The following is a 20,565-nucleotide window of genomic DNA, read 5'->3' on the forward strand; positions in this document are numbered from 1 at the left end:
CGACCGCCAACCCCCTCGCACGACCCAGCCCTGGGAAAGGACTCTCGATGGGTGTCGCACACGAATACCTCGGCGCGGTTCTGCGGCGCGCCCGGGAGCCGATGGAGCCGTTCGGGTTCGAGCCCGACTGGGCCGACCACCCCCGCCGGGGCAAGTTCTACCCCGGCGTGGAGAACCTGGGTCTGCCCGAGGGCCCCGCCCGCCCGGAAGCCACCGTCCAGCAGGGCCTGTTCGGCCCGGAGCCGACCCGACCGGGCACGTTCGACCTGCCGCTGCTCGCCGACATGCTGCTGCACTCGTACGGCCGGCTCGGTCGGCGGCTCGCGCACAACGCCAACCCCAGCCAGGCCTCGCTGCCCCGGTACGCGGACGCGGCCTGGGCCCGCGGCACGGCGTCGGGCGGCGGCTTGTATCCGGCGGCCGTCTACTGGGTGAGCGGCGGCGCGGGTCCGGTGTTGCCCGGGGTCTACCACTACTCCACCACGCACCACACGATGCAACGGCTCCTGACCGGCGACGTCTCCGCGACGGTGGGTGCGGCGCTGGGTGGCGGGGTCGGCGTGGACACCGACCAATACCTGGTCGTGGGCGTGAAGTTCTGGCAGAACGCGTTCAAGTACAACAGCTTCGCCTACCACGCGGTCACCATGGACGTCGGCACCGTCGTGCAGACCTGGCGGATGTGGGCCCGGGCGCACGGCGTCGCGGTGTCCCCGGCGTTGTGGTTCGACGAGGGCCGGCTGAGCGAGCTGGTCGGGGTGGTGCCCGGCGACGAGGGCATCCTGGCCGTGGTACCGCTGCCGTGGGGCCCGCCGAAGCCGCCGATCACCGACCCCGCCGTCCCCGTGCTCTCCGCCGGGCGGGTGCGGGCCGTGGAGCAGGAACGCTCGCGCCGGGTCCGGGCGTTCGACACGGTCACCCGGGTGCACGCGGCGACCCTGGCCGGTGCCGATCGGCGACCGGCCCCCGACGCGCTCAAGAACGTACCGGCCCTGCCCGCGCCGGCCGACGAGCCGCCGACCGTCGCGCTGCCCGAGCCGGCCCCGCTCGACCTGTCCCTGCGCGCCGCGTTGCGCACCCGGCGCAGCAGCTTCGGCCGCTTCTCCGCGCATCTGGAGGTGCGGCCCGATCAGCTCGCCGCGCTGCTGCGCGCGGCCTCGACGGCGGGGCGCTACGGGTGCGATGTCGGCCCGGGGGCGGCGGGTCCGCCGCTGGCCGGGTTGGGGGTGTTCGTCAATCATGTGGCGGGCGTCGCGCCCGGGGTGTATCGCTACGACCCGGACACGAACGGCCTGCGGCTGATCGCCGAGGGCTCACGCGGCCGGTTCCTCCAGCGCACCTACTTCCTGGACAACTACAACCTGGAGCAGGCCGCCGCGGTGATCGTCCCCACCGTGCGGGCGAGCGCCGTGCTGGACGCGGTCGGTGCTCGCGGCTACCGGTTGACCAACGCCGTGGTGGGCGCGGTGGCGCAGTCCGTGTACACGGCCGCGCCCGCGCTCGGCCTGGGTTGTGGGGTGGCGCTCGGCTTCGACAACGTCGCGTACGGCGAGGAGCTGGGGCTCGCCGAGACCGGCGAGGCGCCGCTGTTGATCATGTTGGTCGGGCACGAACGGGCGATGCCCGCCGACTTCCGGTACGACCTCGTCTGAGCCGGTGAGAGCCGCGAAGGGACTCGCGATGAACGCGCCCGCATCCGTATCCGTACCCACCACCACGGCCCGGTCCTGGCTGCTCGGCCGGTTGTTCATGCTTCGGGTGGCGGGCCTGCCGATCGAGGCGGTGCTTGCCCTGCGCGCTCCGGAGGGCATCGCCTGGGCGGATGAAGTATTGGACCTGGAAGGGGAGTTGGCCACCCGGGGCGGCGAGTTGGGGGACCGCCTGGCGGTGCTGGTCGGCGGCAACCCCGACGGCGCCGCCCGCCGCGCCCTGCTCGGGCTGCGCCGCAAGGTGTTCAACAACCGGCCGCCGGGCGACGCGGCGGCGGTGTTGCGCGTGGTGGACGCCGCCGATGCCGCGCTCGGTGCCGAACTGGTCGAGTGGATCGCCGGGCACCGTGTGCTGGCCCGGTTGCGGCGGGTGGGCCCGGACCTGGTCGACCGGGAGCTGACCGCCGCCCGCGGCCGGTTGCGTGAGATCGCCGGCGAACCCCGGTTCCGCTCCGGCCTGTTGCTGGCCTCGCCGACCCTGGACGGCGTACTGGACGGCTATCGGCGCGGCACCGCCGGGCCGGTCGGCAAGTCGCAGCGCAAGGTGGAACGTTCCCTGTTGGAGTACGTCTACCGCACGGCCTGCAAGACCAGTCCGTTCAGCACGCTGACGGGGGTCACGCTGGGCGAGTTCACCGATCCCTACGCCCCCGGACCGGCGCCGGCCCGGGTGGGCGAGGCGTGGCGGACCCATCCTCGCCTGAACGTCGCGGTGTTGTCCCGGCTGGCCGAGGTGATCCGACACGATCCCGAGCTGCGCGAGGACCTCCCGGTGGAGCTGGCGGCCGGTTGGCGCTCGGAGCGCAGCCGGATCCGCTACATCCGACGCACCATCACCCGAGGCGCCGCCGACACCGCGGCCGGCTTCGACTTCGCCCGGGACAGTGTGTTCTTCCTGCGGCACGGCGCGGTCCTGGACCGCGTCCTGGCCCTGTTCGAGGAGCAACCCACCTGGACGTTGCGCGAGTTGACCCGGCGGTTGAGCGGCTCGACGGCCGACCCGGACGCCGAGTACGGACGCTATCCGCGCGCGCTGCTCACGCTCGGCCTGCTCCAGGTGCCCGCGCTGCAACTGGACGTGCACCGGCGCGATCCGGTCCGCGCGTTCGCCGCCGGGCTGCGCGAGTTGGGCCCGCACTGGTCGACCGCACTGGCCGAGGAACTGGTGTTGCTGGCCGGGGAGGTGGATGCCTACGCCGAGGCCGACCCGACCGGGCGGCGCGCCGGGCTGGACCGGCTGCGGACCGGCTTCACCAAGATCACCGAGCGGCTGGGCGCGGCCGACGCAGTGCTGCCCAAAACGCTGATCTACGAGGACGCGAGCATCACCGGGCCGCCGGTGCCGTGGGACGGGCCCGGTTTCGCGCGGACCGTCGGCGATCCGCTGCGGGCGATCGGCGAGGTGTTGCCCGCGTTCGACGTCTCGTTGGGCCACCGGCTCACCCTCAAGGGCTTCTTCGTGGCCCGGTACGGCCTCGGCGGGCGGTGCGACGACGTGCTGAGCATGATCCACGACTTCCACGAGGACATCTACGACCAGTACGCCACGGCCGCCTCCCGACGGCGGACCTTCGACGAGGACGGCACCTACCGGCCGCTGGTGAACTGGCTGCACCGGCCGGAGATCGACGCGGTGGACCGGGCCCGGCTGTGCTTCGTCGACGGCGTGCGCCGGGCCTGGGCGGAGCTGCCGGCCGGGGCCGAGGAACTGGAGCTGGACGGCGCTCTCCTGTCCGCCGTCGCCGACGAACTGACCTCGGCCGCACCGTCGTTGGCGGCATATGCGCACTTCGTCCAGCCGATCGCCGGCCGCGGGCCGCACCGGGCCGTGCTCAACCGCTCGTTCGGGGCGCTCGCGTTCCCGTTCTCCCGGTTCACCCACTGCTTCGAGGACACCGCCGGGGTCGGCCTGGCCCGCGAGGTGGGCGCCGCGCTCGGCGAACTCCAGCCGCCCGGCGCGCTGTTCGCCGAGATCGTCGGCGGCGCCGCGAACCACAACCTCAATCTGCACGCCCGCGTCCTGGACCTGCAACTGGTCTACCCGGGCGAGAAGAGCTCGCTGCCGCCGGAGCACCAGATCACCCTGGACGACCTCGAGGTGCGGCACGACGTGGACCAGGACCGCCTGGTGTTGCGCTCGCACCGGCTCGACTGCGAGATCATCCCGCTCTACCTCGGCTACCTGATCCCGCTCGCCCTGCCCGAGATCCCGCGCACCCTGCTGCACTTCTCCCCGGCCGGCCAGGCCGTACTCGACGTGTGGGGCGGCATCCCCGAGGGCGCCGAGGTCGCCGGCGTCAGCACCCGCCCCCGGGTCACCCACCGCGGCCTGGTGGTGGCCCGCCGCCGCTGGAGCACCACGGTCGAGCACCTGCCCGTCGACCCGCCCGGGGCCGGCGACAGCGACCGGCTCCTGGCCTGGCGCCGATGGCAGCGTGCACACGGCCTCCCCGAACAGGTCTTCGCCCGCTTCCGGGGCGACGGCGAGGGCACCGGCGGCTGGTCCAAGCCGCAACACTTCGACCTCACCTCGGCCCTGTCCCTGTCCCTGCTCGCCGGCCTGGTCAAGACGCCCGGCCGCGAGGTGCTCTTCGAGGAGGTGTTGCCCGACGCCGGGCAACTCCCGGTCACCTCGGCGAGCGGCCGGCATGTCGCCGAGATGTTGATCGAGGTGGTGTCGCGGCCGGCCCCCCGGCCGGGACCGTCCTGCCGCTTCGTCCCGCTGCAACCCATCCGCGAACCTTCGAGGTGATCCGCGCATGAACCCCACCGGCACACCGGCCGCACCCACCGCCCCACCGGGCGCATGGCAGAGCGTGCACGTCTTCTACGCCGCGAGTTCGCGACCCCTGATCGTCGACTGCGTGCAACCCCTCGTCGAGGCCCTGCGCGCGGAGCGGCTGATCGCCGGCTACTTCTTCATCAACTACTGGGTCGAGGGCCCGCACCTGCGACTGCGCCTGAAGCCCGCGTCGGCCGCCGTCGCCGAGACCGTGCACCGGCGCACGGAGGAGGCGCTGCGCACGTTCCTGCGCCGCCGGCCCGCGCTCTACGAGGTGCAGCACGACTTCTCCGCGGTCGCCGCGGACACCCTCTTCGATCTCGAGTTCACCCCCGAGGAACGGCTCCGGTACCAGGACGCCGACGGGCGGATGCGGCTGCGCCCGACCAACACGTTCAGCGACGAGCGCTACGAGCCCGAGTACGGCAAGTACGGCGGCCCGGCCGGCGTCGCGCTCGCCGAGTGGCACTTCGAGCGGTCCAGCGACCTGGTCATCGCGGCGAACCAGACGATGAACCTGCACGTGCGGGCGATGCTCCTGGGGTTGTCCGCGCAGCTGATGATGGTCACCACCACCGCGTTCCTCCCCGACCCGGCCGCCGCGCTCGGCTTCTTCCAGAGCTACCACGACTTCTGGAGCGGCTCGTTGGACGAGACCGACTTCATCCGCGACGCCGACTACGCCCGGGCCTACGAGCGGATGGGCGACCGGGTCGCCCGGCGCTACGTACAGGTGCGCGAGGCACTGACCTCCGACACCCCGCAGGCGCTGCCCGCGGTGCTCGGCGCGTGGTATGAGCACGGCCTCGAACTGCGCAGGCGCGTCGCCGAGTTGGCGGTGCGCGGCGAACTGGTCTTCGAGTCCTGGGAGGGCCGGCGCGAGCAGCGGATCACCGATCCGGACCAGGCCGCCGGGCGACTGCTGTTCCCGTACATCCACATGACCAACAACCGGCTCTACGTGACGTTGGACGACGAGGCCTACCTGTCCCAGGTGTTGGCCAACGCGCTGCGCGACGCCGACGCCTCGGCGGTGTCGTGATGACCGCCCCCACCCTGCTCGAACTGCGCCCGGCCCGCCGGCCCGACGTGGTCATCGGCGAGCCGCTGCTGCGCGGCGCGACCACGATCCACGTGGTCGGCAACGGACCCAGGATGTACGAGATCGGCGCCCGCGAACACTTCGTACTCTCCCGCCTCGACGGCACCCGCACGCTCGCCGAGATCGGCGAGGCGTACGCCGCGCACTTCCACCGCCGGCTCGGCGACGACAGCTGGCGGCAACTGCTCGCACTGCTCGGCAGCCGCGGACTGCTCGCCGGCTCGGCACGACCCGAACCGGCGCCACCCGTCGACGAGGCCGGAAACCCGATACCGCCCAAGGCCGTCCAGGGCAACGTGTTCCAGGGCCGAGTGGTGCTGTCCCGCGATCCGGGGCCGCTGGTCGAGCGGGTGTACGCGCGACTGCGCCGGGTGCTGACCCCTGCGGTGCTCGTCCCGCTGCTCGTCGCGGTGCTCGCGATGGAGGGCTTCCTGCTCACCCGAGTGCCCGAACTCGCCCAGCAGACCGGGCGGTTCTATCACCGGCCGGACCTGGCGATGATCGTGATGGTGCTGCTGTGGTGCAGCGCCGGGTTGCACGAGCTGAGCCACGGCCTGGTCGGGCGGCACTTCGGCGCGCCGCCGTCGGAGATCGGCATCAAGTGGTGGTTCCCGATCTCGGCGATGTACTGCACGGTCGAGGGCGTCCCGCTGCTGCCCGGCCGCCGGCCGAAGCTGGCCACCGCGAGCGCCGGCGTGCTGATGAACCTGGTATTCCTGCTGCCGTTCTTCGGCCTGTGGCTGGCCCTGCCCGCCGACGACCCGACCCGGGTCGCGCTGAGCGCGATGTTGTTCCTGGGCAGCATCGAGGCACTGCTCAACCTGCTGCCGATGCCGCCGTGGGACGGCTACGTGCTGCTCGGCCACACACTGCGAACCAGCAGGCTGGCCACCGAGAGTCTGCGCTTCGTCGGCGCGGTCGGCCGGGCGACCGCGCGGCGCGGCCCGTTCCCGACCCACTATCCGCGCCGGATGCGGGTGGTCTACCCGGCCTACTGCGTACTCCTGATCGTGTTGGTGACCGGGACGCTGCTCGCGACGGACGCGAGCTTCGCGCACTTCGTGCCGGCCCCGTACGGACACCTGATCGTGCCCGCGCTGCTGACCCTGGCCGTGCTGCGCTACGTCGGCCTGCGGTTCCGGGACACCATGGCGGCCGAGCAGGCGGCGGCAGCGCGACCCGAGACCACGCCCGCACCCGTGCCCGAACCCGAGCCCGCCGCCGCCGCGCCGAGCCCCGTCCCGCAGGCCCCGCCCACCCCGTACATCCGCAGTGAGGAGCGCAACGTGAAAGCCCGCGATTCCGCCGGTGGACCGGCGGTGCGGCTCGACGCAGTGGGCAAGCGGTACGGCGACCTGGAAGCCGTCGTGGACGTGTCGCTGACCGTGCACCGCGGCGAGTTGTTCGGCGTGCTCGGCCCCAACGGGGCCGGCAAGACCACCCTGATCGAGATCATGGAGGGTCTGCGGCGCGCCGACACCGGCACGGCCGTCGTGCTCGGTCGCTCGCCGTGGCCCAGGAACATGGAGTTGCTCCCGCTGGTGGGTGTGCAGACCCAGGCCGCCGCGTTCTTCACCCGGCTCACCGCGGCCGAGCACCTGGAGACGGTGGCCGCGCTCTACGGCGCCCGCCCGGGCCGGGCCCGCGAGGTGCTCGATCGAGTTGGCCTGACCGACAAGGCGCAGACCAGGGTCGAGCGGTTGTCCGGTGGCCAGCGGCAACGCCTGGGCATCGCGGCGGCGTTGACCCACGATCCCGAACTGCTGTTCCTGGACGAGCCCACCGCCTCGCTGGACCCGCAGGCCCGGCGCGATCTGTGGGCGCTGCTGCGGGAGATCCGCGACCAGGGCAAGACCATCGTCTACACCACGCACCACCTGGACGAGGCCGAGGCGCTGTGCGACCGGGTCGCCATCATGCGCGCCGGCCGGGTGCTGGCCCTGGACTGCCCGCAGACCCTGGTCGACGACCTGGACGAGCCGCTGCGCCTGGTGGTGCCCGGAGGGCGGTTGTCCGCCGAGGACGCGCGCGACATCGCGGGCGTGGACACCGCCGTCGCCGAGGGCGACTCCGTGGTGATCGCCACCCGCACCCTGGTCCCGGTGCTCTCCGCGGTCTCCGCGCGGGTCGGCGAGAGCGCCGTCCGGACCCGGGCCCCGTCCCTGGAGGACGTCTATTTCCGGCTGACCGGAACGGAGTTCAAGGTATGAAAGGCATCACCGCGACCCCGGGCCCGACCGGCCCGACCGGCCCGAAGGGCACGACCGGCGGCAAAGGCCCGGGGGGCTATCACGCGTTGTCCGCCGCGGCGGCCAAGTCCTTCGTCCGCGATCGCACCACGCTGTTCTTCACGTTCGCCTTCCCGCTGGCGTTCCTGGTGGTCTTCGGGCTGCTGTTCGGCAAGCAGACGTACGACTCGCACCGGATGATCGACTATCTCGCACCGGGCGTGTTGTGTTGGGCGGTGGCCAACGGCGCGCTGTTCGGTGTCGCCTACACGCTGGCCCACTGGCGCAACACCGAGGTGCTGCGGCTGCTGCGGATGACCCCGACACGGGTGCCGACCATCCTGGGTTCGCGCTTCCTGGTCGCCCTCGGGGTGGCGCTGGTCCAGGTGGTGTTCTTCACCGGCGTCGCCGTCCTGCCGATCTTCGGGCTGCACGTGGCCGGCGAGGCGATCCTGGTGTTGCCCGTCGTGCTGTTCGGGGTGACCGCGTTCTTCTCGCTCGGCCTGGTCGTCGGCACCTATACCTCCTCCCTGGAGGCGGTGGCCGCGATGGGCAACTTCATCATGCTGCCGATGATCTTCACGTCGGGCACGTTCTATCCGATCGACGGCAGTCCGCAGTGGTTGCAACTGTTCTCCCGGCTGCTGCCGTTGCGCTATATGACCGACGGTGTGGCCGGCGTGCTCTCGGGCAACAGGGGCCCCGGGTCGATCGTCCTGCCGTGCGCCGCGCTGGCCGTGTTCACGGCCGTGTGCTGCGTGTTCGCCACCAAACTCTTCCGCTGGAGTGACGACGCGTGAATCCCGTGCCGACCACCGACACCGGACCCCTCCTCCCCTACACCGAAACCCGGCGCGCGCTCCAGGAGTTGCTCCGGGCTCGGGCCGCGCGGCAGGGGGCGGGGCCGCCGGGCCCGATCGTCGCGGTCCTGGGCGTATCGGATCTGCTGAGCCGACCCGCCGAGGACACCGTCGCGGTCCATCGCCGGGCCGACGTGCATCTGACCCCGCAGGCCGTGTTGGTCGGGCCGTGGGGGCCGGACCCGGACGCGCGGGCGCCGGGCGGGGCGCCGCCGGCCTGCGGGTTGTGCCTGGCGATTCGCTGGCAGCGGTTGCGCCCGCAGTTGTTGCGCGAGGCACTCGAGGGCCCCGGCGCGCCGCGCGCCGCCGGGGTCTGGCCGGTCCTCACCGACCATCTGGTGGACACGGTGTGGGCGTGCTACCAGGCCGCGTACGGCGAGCCGCGCGCGGCGCCCGCCGGCGGGGTGGCCAGGGTGACCCGGATCGACCTGGAGTCGCCCGCCGTACGCACCTTCGAACTGCTCCCGGAAGCGCTGTGTCCGGCCTGCTCGGCCGCGGACCCCGAGCGGCGCGACCCCGAGCACGCCCGACAGGCCGCGCTCGCGCTGTTGTGCCTGCGCTCGCGCCCGCGACCGGCCGCCGACACGTACCGCCTGTGCCGCCCCCAGGACTACGCGCTGCCCGCCGGCGCGCTGGCCAACGAGGTGTGCGGCGCGCTCGGTCCCGCCACCGCACCGCACCTGGGCTCGCCCACCACCTCGCCGGTCGCCGGCCGCGCACTGGTCCGCTCGTACAGCGGACTGCACGAGCTGACCTGGAGCGGCCAGGCGAACTCCTTCGGCCTGAGCCGGGAGTTGGCGTTCCTCGAGGGGTTGGAACGCTGGGCCGGCAACTCGCCGCGAACCGGCCTGGGTTCGCCCGTGGTCGACTCCTACGCCAACCTCGGCGACGCCGCCCTTGACCCGCGCGACTGCGGCACCTACGCGCCGCGGACCTACGCCGAGGACCCGCACCTGAAACCGTTCGACCCGGACCGGCCGATCCGCTGGGTCTGGGGCTGCTCGCTGCGCGACCGGCGACCGATCCTGGTGCCCGCCCGGATCGCGTATTACGGGGACGGCGACCCGGACGACGACTTCGTCTTCGAGTGCTCCAACGGGTGCGCGGGCGGGAGTTGCCTGGAGGAGGCGATCCTGTTCGCGCTGTTGGAGGTGATCGAGCGGGACGCGTTCCTGCTGGGCTGGTACGGCCGGGCCGCACTGACCGAACTGGACGTGCGGGACAGCACCGACCGCCGGCTGCCGGTGATGATCGACCGGGCCGCGCTGCTCGGCTACGACATCCGGGTCTTCGACAACCGGATCGACCTCGAGGTGCCGGTGGTCACAGGGCTGGCCATCCGCCGGGACGGCGGGCCCGGACTGTTGTCCTTTGCGGCCGGCGCGAGCCTGTCCCCCGAGGGCGCGGTCGACGCGGCGCTGTCCGAGATCCTCACCTACATCCCGCACCTGGCCCGCAGCGTCGCCACCCGAACCCCCGAACTGGCGGCGATGGCGCGGGACTTCTCCCTGGTGCGCAAACTCGACGACCACGCCGCGCTGTTCGGGCTGCCCGAGATGGCGCAGCACGCCGAGCACTACCTGACGCCGCGTCCGACCCGGCCGCTGGGCGAGGTGTACGCGGACTGGGCGCGCCGCCGGCCCAGGTCCCGCGACCTGTTGGACGACGTGCGCTTTTGCCGCGACGTGCTGGTCCGGGCCGGGCACGACGTGATCGTGGTCGACCAGACCTCGGCCGAACAGCGCCGCCTGGGGCTGCGCGGGGTGCGGGCGATCGTACCGGGACTGCTGCCGATCGACTTCGGCTGGGCCCGGCAGCGGGCATTGCGCATGCCCAGGACGCGTACCGCGCTGACCCGGGCGGGCCTGCGGACGGACGACCTGACCGAGCACGACCTGCATCGGGTGCCCCATCCGTTCCCGTGAGCGGGCCCGGGACCTCGTCCGACCCAGGCGCGCGTACTCGTTCCCCACGAGTACGCGCGTTCTCGCATGCGCGCCCGACCCGCACACGGCCGATGGGGTCGGCCGGGAACTCCCGGCCGACCCCATCGTGTGCGTGGTGCCCGGGTGCGATCAGGCGCAGCAGCTGGTGCAGCTCGTGGTGCTGCTGCAGGTGCTGGTGCAGCTGCTGCAGCTGCACGGTTCCATCTTGTGCGCGGTCAGCAGGTCGCCGGTCTCGGTGTAGTCCTGGATCTCGAAGGTCTCGGTCTCCAGCGTCCGCAACTCCTTGGCCAACGTGGTCAGGTCGAGGCTGTCGTCCATGGTCGGTCTCCTTCGGGTGCGATGGTTCGCGGGACGGTCAGGCGCAGCAGCTGGTGGTGCTGGTGGTGCTGCTGCACGTGCTGCAGCTGCTGGTGCTGCACATCGACTCGGCCTTGTGCGCGGTCAACAGGTCGCTGGTCTCGGTGTAGTCCTGGATCTCGAAGGTCTCGGTCTCCAGCGTCTGGAGCTCCTTGGCCAGCGTGGTCAGGTCGAGGTTCTTCTCCACGGCGTTGTCCTCTTCGCTCGATCGGAATGCCGAACGCCGGGCGGGCGTGCGCTCGGGTGCGGCTGGTCGTGCCGGTGGTCGCGCGGCACACGGACGGGTTTTCGCGTCCCGAGTCCATTGCGCCGCACGGCACTGTCGGCGGGGCCGTCGGGTCGCCGGCACTTCGCCGACGGGTCGGCGCGCGGGTGCCGGCGATGTGTGAGCGGTTTCGCCGGCGGCGCGGCGCAGGGTGGGATCGCGGCGCCTTCGCCGCGCACCCGCGATCGAGCAGACTGGGGCCCGAAATGGAGCACGGAATCTCGTTTCTGCCGGACTGTCGGCCCGATCGGCGCTCGGCCGTCGACTACTACGACGACGCGCTGCGACTGGCCCGGCAGGCCGACGAGGGCGGCCTGGACTACGTCAAGATGACCGAGCACTATCTGGGCACCTACGGCGGCTACTGCCCGAGCCCGCTGACCTTCCTGGCCACGGTGGCGGCGCAGACCGAGCGGGTGCGGTTGATGACCGGCTGTGTGTTGCCCGCGTTCCACCACCCCGTCCAACTGGCCGCGCACGCCGCGATGGTCGACGTGCTCAGCCACGGGCGCCTGGAGGTCGGCTTCGCCCGGGCCTGGTTGCCCTACGAGTTCGAGGCGCTCGGCGTGCCGTTGGACACCAGCCGGGCGCGCTACGAGGCGACCATCGCGGCGGTGTTGCGGCTGTGGAGCCAGGACAAGGTCACCGAGGACACCCGGTTCTTCGCCTACCGCGACGCCACCTCGACCCCGCAGGTGGTGCAGCGTCCGCATCCGCCGGTGTGGGGCGCGGCCACCCGATCGCGGCAGAGCTTCGCGTGGCTGGGCCGGCAGGGCTTCGGGCTGCTGGTCTCCCCCGCGCCGCTGCGCCGGGATCTGCCGTACACCCGCACGCTGGTGGGCACGTATCGGGAGGCGTTCGCGGCGGCCCACGACGGGACCGGCCGGGTGCCGCGGGTGGCGATCAGCGTGCCGCTGTATGTGGCCGAGACGGACGAGGCGGCCTACGCCGAGGCGATCCCCCACCTCCAGGAGTATCTGGCGGTCACCGCCGAGGCGGCCGATTCGTGGTCGCGCGTGCAGTCCACGAACTACCCGGGCTACGAGAAGATGGGCGAGCAGTTCGGCGGGATCACCGACGCGGCGCTGCGCGACGCGGGTACCTCGGTGGTGGGTTCGCCGGCGACCGTGATCGCGTCGATCCGGGCGCTGCGCGAGGAATTCGCCCCCGACGTGCTGTTGTGGAACATCGACTTCGGCGGGCAGACCGGCGCGTCGATGCAGCGCAGTCTGCGGTTGTTCGTCGACGAGGTGCTGCCGGCCGTGCGAGACTGATCGGTTCCCGGTGAACTCGCCCATGGATCAAGGGATTCGGCTGGTCGGGGCGGTTCGCCCGGCGGGCCGCGGTCGGCCGATTGAACAGCCGGCCACCGGTAGGAAAAAGCCCGCCCATACCCCTGTGCGCACGTCCGCCCCGCGCGTAGCCTGCCAACGCAGCTGCCCCCGGGGTTGGAGGTATCGGTGCGTGCTCCTGATGGTCCGAACGATCCGACCGATTCGACTGGCGCCGCGCACACCGAGGGATGGGCGGCGGCCCCGTTCGTCGGTCGGGCACCCGAACTGCGCGCCGTCGAGGAGTTGATGGTCCGGGCCGGGGACCGCCCGTGGGCCGCGGTGATCGACGGACCGGCCGGGATCGGCAAGAGCCGACTCCTGGCCGAGTTGGGCGAGCGGGCGAGCGGGCGCGGCGACCGGGTGGTCCAGGGTCGGGCCACCGAGTTCGAACAGGTCGTCCCGTTCGGCCTGTTCCTGGACACGATGGACGCGCTGCCGGGGCTGAGCACGGCCGCCGAGCGCACGGACGACGGCCGGTGGGCACCCTCCGATGTCGAGCAGCACCGGCTCTACCGGCGCTTTCGCGAGGCCCTGCACACCCTCGCCGACCAGGGACCCGCGTTGTGGGTGGTGTTGGACGACGTGCAGTGGGCCGACGAGGCGTCCCTGGGGCTGCTCGAATTCCTGCTGCACCGGCCGCCGACCCACCGGGTGGGCCTGGTCCTCGCCCACCGCTCCGGGATGTGTCCACCCCGGCTGGCCCACGCGCTGGCCCGCCTTGCCCGGCCGCCGAAGCGGCTGCGGATCCCGCCGCTCGCGCCGGCCGACCTGGATCTGCTGCTCCCGCACGTCCGGCCGGGCCGGCGGCGGATCCTGGCCGAGGCCAGCGCGGGCAACCCGCTCTACCTCAAGCTGCTCGCCGACTTCCCGGCGCCGGCGGTGGACGCACTGGTCGGTCGTACCCCGGCGGTGGAGGACGCGGTGGCGGCACTGATGCACGACACCATCCAGGCCGACCTGAGCCGACTCACCCCCGACGAGCGACTGGTCGTGCAGGCCGCGGCGGTCGGCGGCCCGGAGGTGGGCCCGGATCTGGCCGCCGCGATCGCCGAGTTGCCCGAGGAACGGGTGCTGGCGACCCTGGATCGGCTCACCGATCGGGGCATCCTGGTCGCCGGCGACGACCGGTTCGGCTTCGGCCACCCGCTGCAGCGCGCCGCCGCCTACCGGTTGGCCGGGCCGGGCTGGCGGATCGCCGCGCATCGCCGGGCCGCGGTACATCTGACCCGATGTCAGGCTCCGCTGATGTCCCGGGCCCAACACCTCGAACACTCACTGCGACCGGGCGACCAGGCCACCTGCGCGGTGCTCACCGAGGCCGCCGAGTCGGCGCTGTCCTCGGCGCCGGCGACCAGCGCGCACTGGTTCACCAAGGTGCTGGCCGCCCTGCCCCACCACCAGGGCACCGCCGAGTTGCGGGTACGCATCCAACTCCTGCTCGGCCGGGCCCTGTTGGCTTCGGGCCGGCTGGACGCCGCCGGCCGGGTACTCCAGGAACTGCTCGACCGGGTCGGCCCGCACCACCGCGAGACGATCACCCTGCTCGCCCAGTGCAACCGCATCCAGGGCCGCTCGCGCCCGGCCTACGCCCTCCTGGAGGCCACCGCCGCCGACGCCGACGGCCCCGACCACGCCCTGATCCTGATCGAACTGGCCACCCTGGACCTGATGGACGGCCGGGTGGACCTGGGCCTGGAACGGGCCCGCTCGCTGGGCCGGGGCCAACACGCCCAGGACCCGGTGGTGCACGCCGCCGCCGGCACCTTCCGGGCGCTGGCCGCCGCCGGGCACGGCGACATCGACCGCGCCGGCGCCGAACTCGCCGCCGCGGACCGGGCCGTGGACGCGATGCCGGAGGACGGCCTGCGCCGGATCCTGGACGCGGTGGTACCGCCCCTGACCTGGACGGCCTACCTGCTCGAACACCACGACCGGGCGATGTACTGCCTGGACCGGGCGGTGCGGGTGGCGCGCACCTACGGCCACAACTACGCGCTGCCCCACCTGTACACGATCCAGGCCTGCACCCTGACCCGACTCGGCCGGCTCGGCGAGGCGCTGGAGGCGGCCGAGGACGCCGAGGAGAGCGCGCGCACCTTCGGCGCCGGCGACATGCTCGCGATGGCCCGCGCAGTCCGCCTGCGTGCCCTCCTGTGGACCGAGGGCCCGGACGCGGTGCGCGGCCCGTGGGAACAGACCCGGCGGATGCCCGGCCCCGACTCGCAGTGGTTCGCGCTCAGCGTGACCACGATGCTTCTCGACGTGGGCCTGCAACTGGGCATGGATCCACCGCCGGACGTCGGCACACTGCTCGATCTGCACCAGGACCGGCAACGCGACCCGATGTTGCCCACCCGCTGGTCGCAGGCCGCCCGGTTCGCCCTGGCGAGCGGCCGCCAGGACCGGGCCGTGCAGTGCGCCGACCACGCGGTGACCGTGGCCGAGGAGATGGGCCTGTCCGGGCAACTGGGCACCGCGCTGCTGGCCCGCAGTCGACTCGCCGACGCGCTCAAGGACCCGATCGCGGCCGGCCTCGACGCGGCCCGCGCGGCCGGCTGCTTCGAGGCCGCGGGCCAGCCGATCCAGGTCGGCCAGGCCCACCTGTGGGCCGCCGAGGTGGCCGACCACGCCGACCGGGCCGACGACGCGCGCACCGCACTGGGCCTGGCCCGCGCCCTGTTCCGCACCCACGGCGCGACCTGGCTGGAGACCCGCGCGGCCCGCGCCGCCCGCCAACTGGCCGCCCGCCGGCCGGCCCGGGACGGCGCCGGACCGCCGGTGCTGACCGAACGCGAGTCGCAGGTGGCCGAGTTCGTCGCCCAGGGGCTGACCAACCAGGAGATCGGCGCCCGCCTGTTCCTCAGCCCCCGCACCGTGGAGACCCACGTCACCCGGCTGCTCGCCAAACTCGGCGTCTCCTCGCGCGCGGGCATCGCCCGCCGCCTGGCCGCCGGGTCGACCCGCGACGGATCCCGATCCGACGCCCGACGTGACCCACCTCACACAACGTGACCGGCGCCCACAGCGGTCCCGGTGATGTGAAGCGAACACCTTGCGCGAACGATGCGCTCGAACTGTCGGTCGTGATCCCCGTGTTCAACGAGTCGCGGCGACTGCCGGCCACCCTGGCGGCGGTACTCGGGCATCTGCACGACCTCGGGGTCCGGTGGGAACTCGTCCTCTCCGACGACGGATCCACCGACGATACGTACACCATCGCCATCGCGGCGGCCCGGCACGATTCGCGCGTACGCGTCGTGCGGCACCCGGACAATCGGGGCAAGGGGCACGCCGTACGGGTCGGCGTCGCGCTCACGCGCGGTCGCCGAGTGCTGCTGTGTGACGCCGATCTGGCCACCCCGATCGCCGAATCGACCCGCCTGTGCGCCGCGCTCGACGCCGGATTCGACGCCGCGATCGGCTCCCGCGGCCCGGCCCTCGCGGTGGTCCGACCGCCGCTGCGCCGGGCGTTGTCCGAGGTGGGCGGGCGACTGATCCGAGCTCTCGCGCTGCCCGGCACGGTGGACACCCAGTGCGGGTTCAAGCTGTTCGACGGCGACCGGGCCCGGGCCGCGTTCGCCCGGGCGAGCGTGGACGGGTGGGCCTTCGACATCGAAGTGCTCCGAATCTTCCTCGGCTTCGGCTGGCATGTCGTCGAGGTGCCGGTGGCCTGGACCCACCAGGACGGCTCCAAGCTCCGCGCCGGGCACTGCGTCGCGGTGCTCGGCGACCTGGCCCGGATCCGACTGCGCTACGGGCCACCTCCGACGCCGGGTGCGACCGCGCCCGGCGCACCGGCCCCGGCCCGGATCCCGCCGGGCCGAGCCGCATGATCGCGCTCCGCGAGGCCCTCGCACCGCCATGCCCGCCCGCCGCGCCCACCGCACCCACCGCCCGGCCGGCGCGGGTGGTCGACGTGCTCGCGTACGCCGCCTACCTGGCCGCCGCACTGCTCCTGTACCGCGGCCTGTGGGCGGGCGGTCCCGGCGGGCGCTACCTGGTGGACAGCGGCCAGGACCAGTACCAGTGGGAGTGGTTCTTCGCGGTGACCGCGCGTGCCCTGGCACACGGCGACAATCCGCTGTTCACCACGCTCCAGAACCACCCGGCCGGGGTCAACCTGATGGCCAACACCTCGATGCCGGGCCTGGCCATCCCCCTCGCGCCGATCACCTGGCTGTTCGGCCCGGCCGCGACCTGGGCGCTCGTCCTCACCGGCGGACTGACCGCGACGGCCGCCGCCTGGTACCACCTGATCGCCCGACACCTGGTCGACTCGCGGCCCGCCGCCGCACTCGGCGGCGCCTTCTGCGCATTCGCGCCGCCGATGATCTCGCACGCCAACGCACACCCCAACCTCGCGGTGTTGTTCGGCATCCCACTGATCATCGACCGGCTGATCCGCGTCGCCGGCGGCGCCCGACCGATCCGCGACGGCGTGCTGCTCGGCCTGTTGACGGCGTATCAGGTCTATCTCGGCGAAGAGGCACTGCTGTTGGCCGCGACCGGGATCGCGCTGTTCGCGATCACCTACGCGGGCGCCGCACCCGCCGCCGCGCGGGCCGCACTACCCGCGCTCGCGCGCGGACTCGCGGTCGGCGCGGCACTGTGCGCGGTGCTCGTCGCCTATCCGCTGTGGTGGCAGTTCACCGGGCCGCAGAGCTACACCAACCTCCTGCACGGTCCGGCGGGCAACGACCTCTCCGCGCTGACCGCCTACGCCGACCGCTCACTCGCCGGCAACCCGACCGAATCCGCGCGGTTGTCGCTCAATCGCACCGAGGAGAACGCCTTCTTCGGCTGGCCGCTGCTCATCCTGGCGATCGCGATCCTGGCCGGGTTGTGGCGCCGGGCGCTGATCAAGGCCCTCGCCGGCACCCTGTTCGGCGCCGCGCTGTTGTCCCTCGGCCCCGAGGTCGTTCTCGACGGCGAACCCACCGGGATCGCCGGGCCGTGGCGATGGGTCGGGCAACTGCCGCTGTACGAGTCGGTGTTGGAGAGTCGGCTGACCATGGTGTGCGTCCCCGTGCTCGGCATCCTGCTCGCCCTGGCCGCGCAGACCGCCGCCCGCACCGGCGATCGGCGGATCCGCCTGGTGTGGTGCGTCGCCGCGCTCCAGGCGCTACTGCCGCTGCTGCCACAACCGTTGGCCGCCGAGGCACGCGCACCCACACCCGCGTTCTTCGCCGACGGCACCTGGCGCCGCTTCGCCGACCCCGGCCGGGCCATCGTCACCGTGCCGCTGCCCGACACCTCGGACGCCCGCGCGCTGGGCTGGCAGGTGCGCGCGGGGCTCGGCTTCCCGCTCGCCGAGGGCTACTTCGTCGGCCCCTTCGGACCGGACCGACTCGGCGGCTACGGCGCGGTCACCCGCCCCACGTCCGACCTGCTGCGCGCGGTCCGGGACGGCGGCCCGGTACCGGCGGTGACCGACCGGGACCGGGAGCAGGCCCGCGCGGACCTGGCCTACTGGCACGCGGACGCGGTGGTACTGGGACCGCACACCCGCGCCGACGCGCTCCGCGCGACCGTGGACCGGCTGCTCGGACCCGGGCAGGCCACCGGCGGGGTATGGGTGTGGGACGTCCGGGCAGGAGGCGCGGCCGGTGCCGGCTGAGCGGGCCGCGCCGTACCGGACCGGGGAGCGCACCACCAGGATGGACGGGACGAACAGTGAACCGGGTACGGATACGGGTACGGGAAAATCGGGGCGGAGCAGGGTGCGAGCAAGCGAGGAACACGCGTACACCGAGTACGTGGCCGCCCGCCTGCCCGCGCTGCGCCGGGTCGCCCGGTTGTTGTGCGGCGATCCGCACCGCGCCGACGACATCGTGCAGAACACCATCACGCGCCTGTACGTGCACTGGCGGCGGGCAAGTGCCGCGGACGACCTGGATCGTTACGTACACCGCATGCTGGTCCGCGCGTTCCTCAACGAACGCCGACTGGCCTGGGCCCGGGTCCGGCTCACCGGCGCCCCACAGGACACCCCGCTGCCGGCCGCACCGCCGGGCCCCGATGTGGAGACGCGCGACGCGGTCCGGATCGCGTTGTCCCGGGTCCCGCCCCGACAGCGGGTCGTCCTGGTGCTGCGCTTCCTGTGCGATCTGCCGGTCGTCGAGGTGGCCGAGATCCTGAACTGCTCGCCGGGCACGGTGAAGAGCCAGACCTCACTCGGCCTCGCGCGGCTGCGCACACTGTTGGACGGGCCCGTCGTGGCCCGCTGGGAAGGGGAGTAGGCGGGCGATGGACACCGACGAGTACGAGGGCGTCCTACTGCTGGCCGCACTGCGCGAAGCACCGCACATCGGCACCGACGAACCGGGCGTCAACCTCGCCCGCGCGATCCGCGACGGCCGCCGCGCGGTACTGCTCCGCCGGGCGATCGCGGTGACGGCCGGCGCGGTCGCGGTGGCCCTGGTGGCCCTGGTCGCCGCGGTGATCGCCGCCCCCGGACACCACGACCGGCCCGGACCTGCCTCGGGCCATGCATTCGACGTCCGCGAACGGGCCTTTCGGGTCGGCTCGGCCGGCGGCTTCACGCCGCTGTCCTACGAGACCGGCCGCTACCGCCAGCGGGTGGTCCTGGGCCCGGAACGGGTGGACGCGGCCGCGGGGTCGGTCGCCACCCCGGCGTCCGTGACGATGTACGCGCCGAGCCGGCCGCCGACCCCGGACCCGGCGGCGCGTCCCGTCGCCCCACCGGTACACGACCGCCCGGCCGCCTGGCTGATCGGCCCCGACCCGGGCGGCGGCCGGCTCGAACTGGCCTGGCAGTGGGCCCCGGGCGCGTGGGCGATCGCCACCATGGTCGGCCCGGCCGCCGACGCCGAACGTATCCACCAGATCGCCGAGAGCGTCCAGCCGGGCGCCCGCCTCCCGGTCACCGGCCCGTTGTCGCTGCCCGAGGGCGCGTTGCGAACGGGGGAACACCTGATCGCCGTGGTGACCCCGATGGGCGCGGACCGGTCGACCCGGTACGCACTGCGCTTCGGCACCACCGACCCGCCGGCCCCCGACGGCACCGAACCACCCTCGTTCACCATCGGCGTCGGCGCCCCACCCCTCGGCGAACCGGGCCCACTCCCCGACCGAATCACCCGCCCGGACGGCACCTTCGCCGAATCCCAACCGGCCATCGACGCCGGCCGACTACGCGCCCTGCTGAGCGCAACCACGGTCACCGGCAACCACCAGACCACCGGGACCCCGTCCATCCCACCGACACTCCCACCCGTGTCGACCACCGCAAGCTCGACATCCTTGCCCACCACGCGCGCGCCCACGACGGGTTCGCCCACCTCCAGCTGGGGCGGCCCGACCCCACAGGGCCGGTGAACACGCCCGAAGCGGCGTCCGGCAACGCCGGAACATCCTGGCCCCGGAGCGGAGTTCGGCGCCACGCCCGGGCCCCTGCTCACCCGGACCGAAACGCGTCGGCGCCCCCGCGGACGAGTGCCTGCCGTTGCGGGCTCGTCGAAGCAGTACAGCCGCGCCGGCGGGCCCACTCGACGTGCCCGGGGGTCACGACGCGTCGGTCGTACGGTCGGTGCTCCACACCTGCCGCAGGTGATCACCGAGAACGCGGGCGACGGCCATGGTCCCTCCGCCGTGGGGCAGGACGTAGTCGGTGTCGCCGTAGCCGTTCTCGACGCCGTCCTGGGTGTTGAACACGATTTCGGCGCCGGGGGGAAGCACGCCGAGGAACCAGGTGGTGAGGACTTCGGCGGCGGCGAGGGCGGTGCACATCTCGAGGGTGAGGGATTCGCGGTCGGGGGCGTAGGCGCCGCTGAACATCCAGTCTCCGACGGGGAAACCGAACTCGATTCTGTCCCGTCCGGCGATCGTGCGGTGTGTCGTGCACACGGCGTCGGGGCGTCGGGCGAGGTCCCTGGCGAGGTCCTCGGCGGTCAGTCCCCAGGGGTGGCCGTCGGCTGGGGCGAGGAACCAGTGGGTGGCGTAGGTGGCGGGGTCGGTCATCG

The 20,565-nt window shown here is 73.1% G+C and carries 15 protein-coding genes; 12 read left to right on the plus strand and 3 right to left on the minus strand.

Annotated features, from left to right (window positions below):
• The first annotated feature begins 47 nt into the window (after nucleotides 1-47).
• The 6 genes from ABIA38_RS07480 to ABIA38_RS07505 all read left to right on the plus strand — a co-directional run bounded on the left by ABIA38_RS07480 (nucleotide 48) and on the right by ABIA38_RS07505 (nucleotide 10,606).
• Entirely contained in the window at nucleotides 48-1,652 is a 1,605-nt protein-coding gene (locus tag ABIA38_RS07480) for a nitroreductase family protein (protein ID WP_424637650.1), read from the plus strand.
• A 28-nt stretch (nucleotides 1,653-1,680) separates the two neighbouring features.
• Nucleotides 1,681-4,461, plus strand: a complete 2,781-nt coding sequence (locus ABIA38_RS07485) for a lantibiotic dehydratase (protein WP_424637651.1) — start codon at nucleotides 1,681-1,683, stop codon at nucleotides 4,459-4,461.
• A gap of 7 nt (nucleotides 4,462-4,468) precedes the next feature.
• Nucleotides 4,469-5,533, plus strand: a complete 1,065-nt coding sequence (locus ABIA38_RS07490) for a lantibiotic dehydratase C-terminal domain-containing protein (protein ID WP_424637652.1) — start codon at nucleotides 4,469-4,471, stop codon at nucleotides 5,531-5,533.
• A gap of 1,208 nt (nucleotides 5,534-6,741) precedes the next feature.
• Entirely contained in the window at nucleotides 6,742-7,803 is a 1,062-nt protein-coding gene (locus ABIA38_RS07495) for an ABC transporter ATP-binding protein (RefSeq protein ID WP_424637847.1), read from the plus strand.
• Nucleotides 7,800-8,621 carry an ABC transporter permease gene (locus ABIA38_RS07500; protein WP_424637653.1) on the plus strand — a complete coding sequence of 274 codons (822 nt, stop codon included), beginning with the start codon at nucleotides 7,800-7,802 and terminating at the stop codon, nucleotides 8,619-8,621. The genes ABIA38_RS07495 and ABIA38_RS07500 overlap by 4 nt, the downstream gene beginning before the upstream one ends.
• Nucleotides 8,618-10,606 carry a TOMM precursor leader peptide-binding protein gene (locus ABIA38_RS07505; RefSeq protein WP_424637654.1) on the plus strand — a complete coding sequence of 663 codons (1,989 nt, stop codon included), beginning with the start codon at nucleotides 8,618-8,620 and terminating at the stop codon, nucleotides 10,604-10,606. Before ABIA38_RS07500 ends, ABIA38_RS07505 begins: the two co-directional genes overlap by 4 nt.
• Nucleotides 10,607-10,756: 150 nt before the next feature.
• Here the strand turns inward: ABIA38_RS07505 and ABIA38_RS07510 are convergent, their stop codons facing one another.
• Entirely contained in the window at nucleotides 10,757-10,945 is a 189-nt protein-coding gene (locus tag ABIA38_RS07510; RefSeq protein WP_424637655.1) for a lantibiotic protein, read from the minus strand.
• Between the two features lie 37 nt (nucleotides 10,946-10,982).
• On the minus strand, nucleotides 10,983-11,171 hold the full coding sequence (locus tag ABIA38_RS07515; RefSeq protein ID WP_424637656.1) for a thiazolylpeptide-type bacteriocin: 189 nt from the start codon (nucleotides 11,169-11,171) through the stop codon (nucleotides 10,983-10,985).
• A gap of 284 nt (nucleotides 11,172-11,455) precedes the next feature.
• Here ABIA38_RS07515 and ABIA38_RS07520 point away from each other — a divergent pair, with 284 nt between their 5' ends.
• The 6 genes from ABIA38_RS07520 to ABIA38_RS07545 all read left to right on the plus strand — a co-directional run bounded on the left by ABIA38_RS07520 (nucleotide 11,456) and on the right by ABIA38_RS07545 (nucleotide 19,921).
• Nucleotides 11,456-12,523, plus strand: a complete 1,068-nt coding sequence (locus ABIA38_RS07520; protein ID WP_424637657.1) for an LLM class flavin-dependent oxidoreductase — start codon at nucleotides 11,456-11,458, stop codon at nucleotides 12,521-12,523.
• A 186-nt stretch (nucleotides 12,524-12,709) separates the two neighbouring features.
• Complete coding sequence (locus tag ABIA38_RS07525; protein ID WP_424637658.1) at nucleotides 12,710-15,595, plus strand: helix-turn-helix transcriptional regulator; 2,886 nt, start codon at nucleotides 12,710-12,712, stop codon at nucleotides 15,593-15,595.
• A gap of 71 nt (nucleotides 15,596-15,666) precedes the next feature.
• Entirely contained in the window at nucleotides 15,667-16,416 is a 750-nt protein-coding gene (locus ABIA38_RS07530) for a glycosyltransferase (protein WP_424637659.1), read from the plus strand.
• Entirely contained in the window at nucleotides 16,413-18,200 is a 1,788-nt protein-coding gene (locus ABIA38_RS07535; RefSeq protein ID WP_424637660.1) for a glycosyl transferase, read from the plus strand. Before ABIA38_RS07530 ends, ABIA38_RS07535 begins: the two co-directional genes overlap by 4 nt.
• Nucleotides 18,201-18,303: 103 nt before the next feature.
• The gene (locus ABIA38_RS07540; RefSeq protein WP_424637661.1) at nucleotides 18,304-18,822 is read left to right on the plus strand and encodes a SigE family RNA polymerase sigma factor; all 519 of its coding nucleotides are present in this window, start codon (nucleotides 18,304-18,306) and stop codon (nucleotides 18,820-18,822) included.
• 7 nt (nucleotides 18,823-18,829) lie between these two features.
• Nucleotides 18,830-19,921: a hypothetical protein gene (locus ABIA38_RS07545; protein ID WP_424637662.1), complete on the plus strand. Its 1,092-nt coding sequence runs from the start codon at nucleotides 18,830-18,832 to the stop codon at nucleotides 19,919-19,921.
• Nucleotides 19,922-20,107: 186 nt separating this feature from the next.
• On the opposite strand, the gene ABIA38_RS07550 is transcribed toward ABIA38_RS07545, so the two are convergent.
• The gene (locus tag ABIA38_RS07550) at nucleotides 20,108-20,563 is read right to left on the minus strand and encodes a hypothetical protein (RefSeq protein WP_424637663.1); all 456 of its coding nucleotides are present in this window, start codon (nucleotides 20,561-20,563) and stop codon (nucleotides 20,108-20,110) included.
• Nucleotides 20,564-20,565: the final 2 nt, after the last annotated feature.

This window comes from Embleya sp. AB8 (assembly GCF_049739465.1).
Classification (GTDB): domain Bacteria; phylum Actinomycetota; class Actinomycetes; order Streptomycetales; family Streptomycetaceae; genus Embleya.

What these genes read in the sequence shown, in the direction of transcription:
- ABIA38_RS07480 (WP_424637650.1), top strand. Translation starts at nt 48, where the DNA reads ATGGGTGTCGCACACGAATACCTCGGCGCGGTTCTGCGGCGCGCCCGG.
- ABIA38_RS07485 (WP_424637651.1), top strand. Translation starts at nt 1,681, where the DNA reads ATGAACGCGCCCGCATCCGTATCCGTACCCACCACCACGGCCCGGTCC.
- ABIA38_RS07490 (WP_424637652.1), top strand. Translation starts at nt 4,469, where the DNA reads ATGAACCCCACCGGCACACCGGCCGCACCCACCGCCCCACCGGGCGCA.
- ABIA38_RS07495 (WP_424637847.1), top strand. Translation starts at nt 6,742, where the DNA reads ATGGCGGCCGAGCAGGCGGCGGCAGCGCGACCCGAGACCACGCCCGCA.
- ABIA38_RS07500 (WP_424637653.1), top strand. Translation starts at nt 7,800, where the DNA reads ATGAAAGGCATCACCGCGACCCCGGGCCCGACCGGCCCGACCGGCCCG.
- ABIA38_RS07510 (WP_424637655.1), bottom strand. Translation starts at nt 10,945, where the DNA reads ATGGACGACAGCCTCGACCTGACCACGTTGGCCAAGGAGTTGCGGACG.
- ABIA38_RS07520 (WP_424637657.1), top strand. Translation starts at nt 11,456, where the DNA reads ATGGAGCACGGAATCTCGTTTCTGCCGGACTGTCGGCCCGATCGGCGC.
- ABIA38_RS07535 (WP_424637660.1), top strand. Translation starts at nt 16,413, where the DNA reads ATGATCGCGCTCCGCGAGGCCCTCGCACCGCCATGCCCGCCCGCCGCG.
- ABIA38_RS07545 (WP_424637662.1), top strand. Translation starts at nt 18,830, where the DNA reads ATGGACACCGACGAGTACGAGGGCGTCCTACTGCTGGCCGCACTGCGC.
- ABIA38_RS07550 (WP_424637663.1), bottom strand. Translation starts at nt 20,563, where the DNA reads ATGACCGACCCCGCCACCTACGCCACCCACTGGTTCCTCGCCCCAGCC.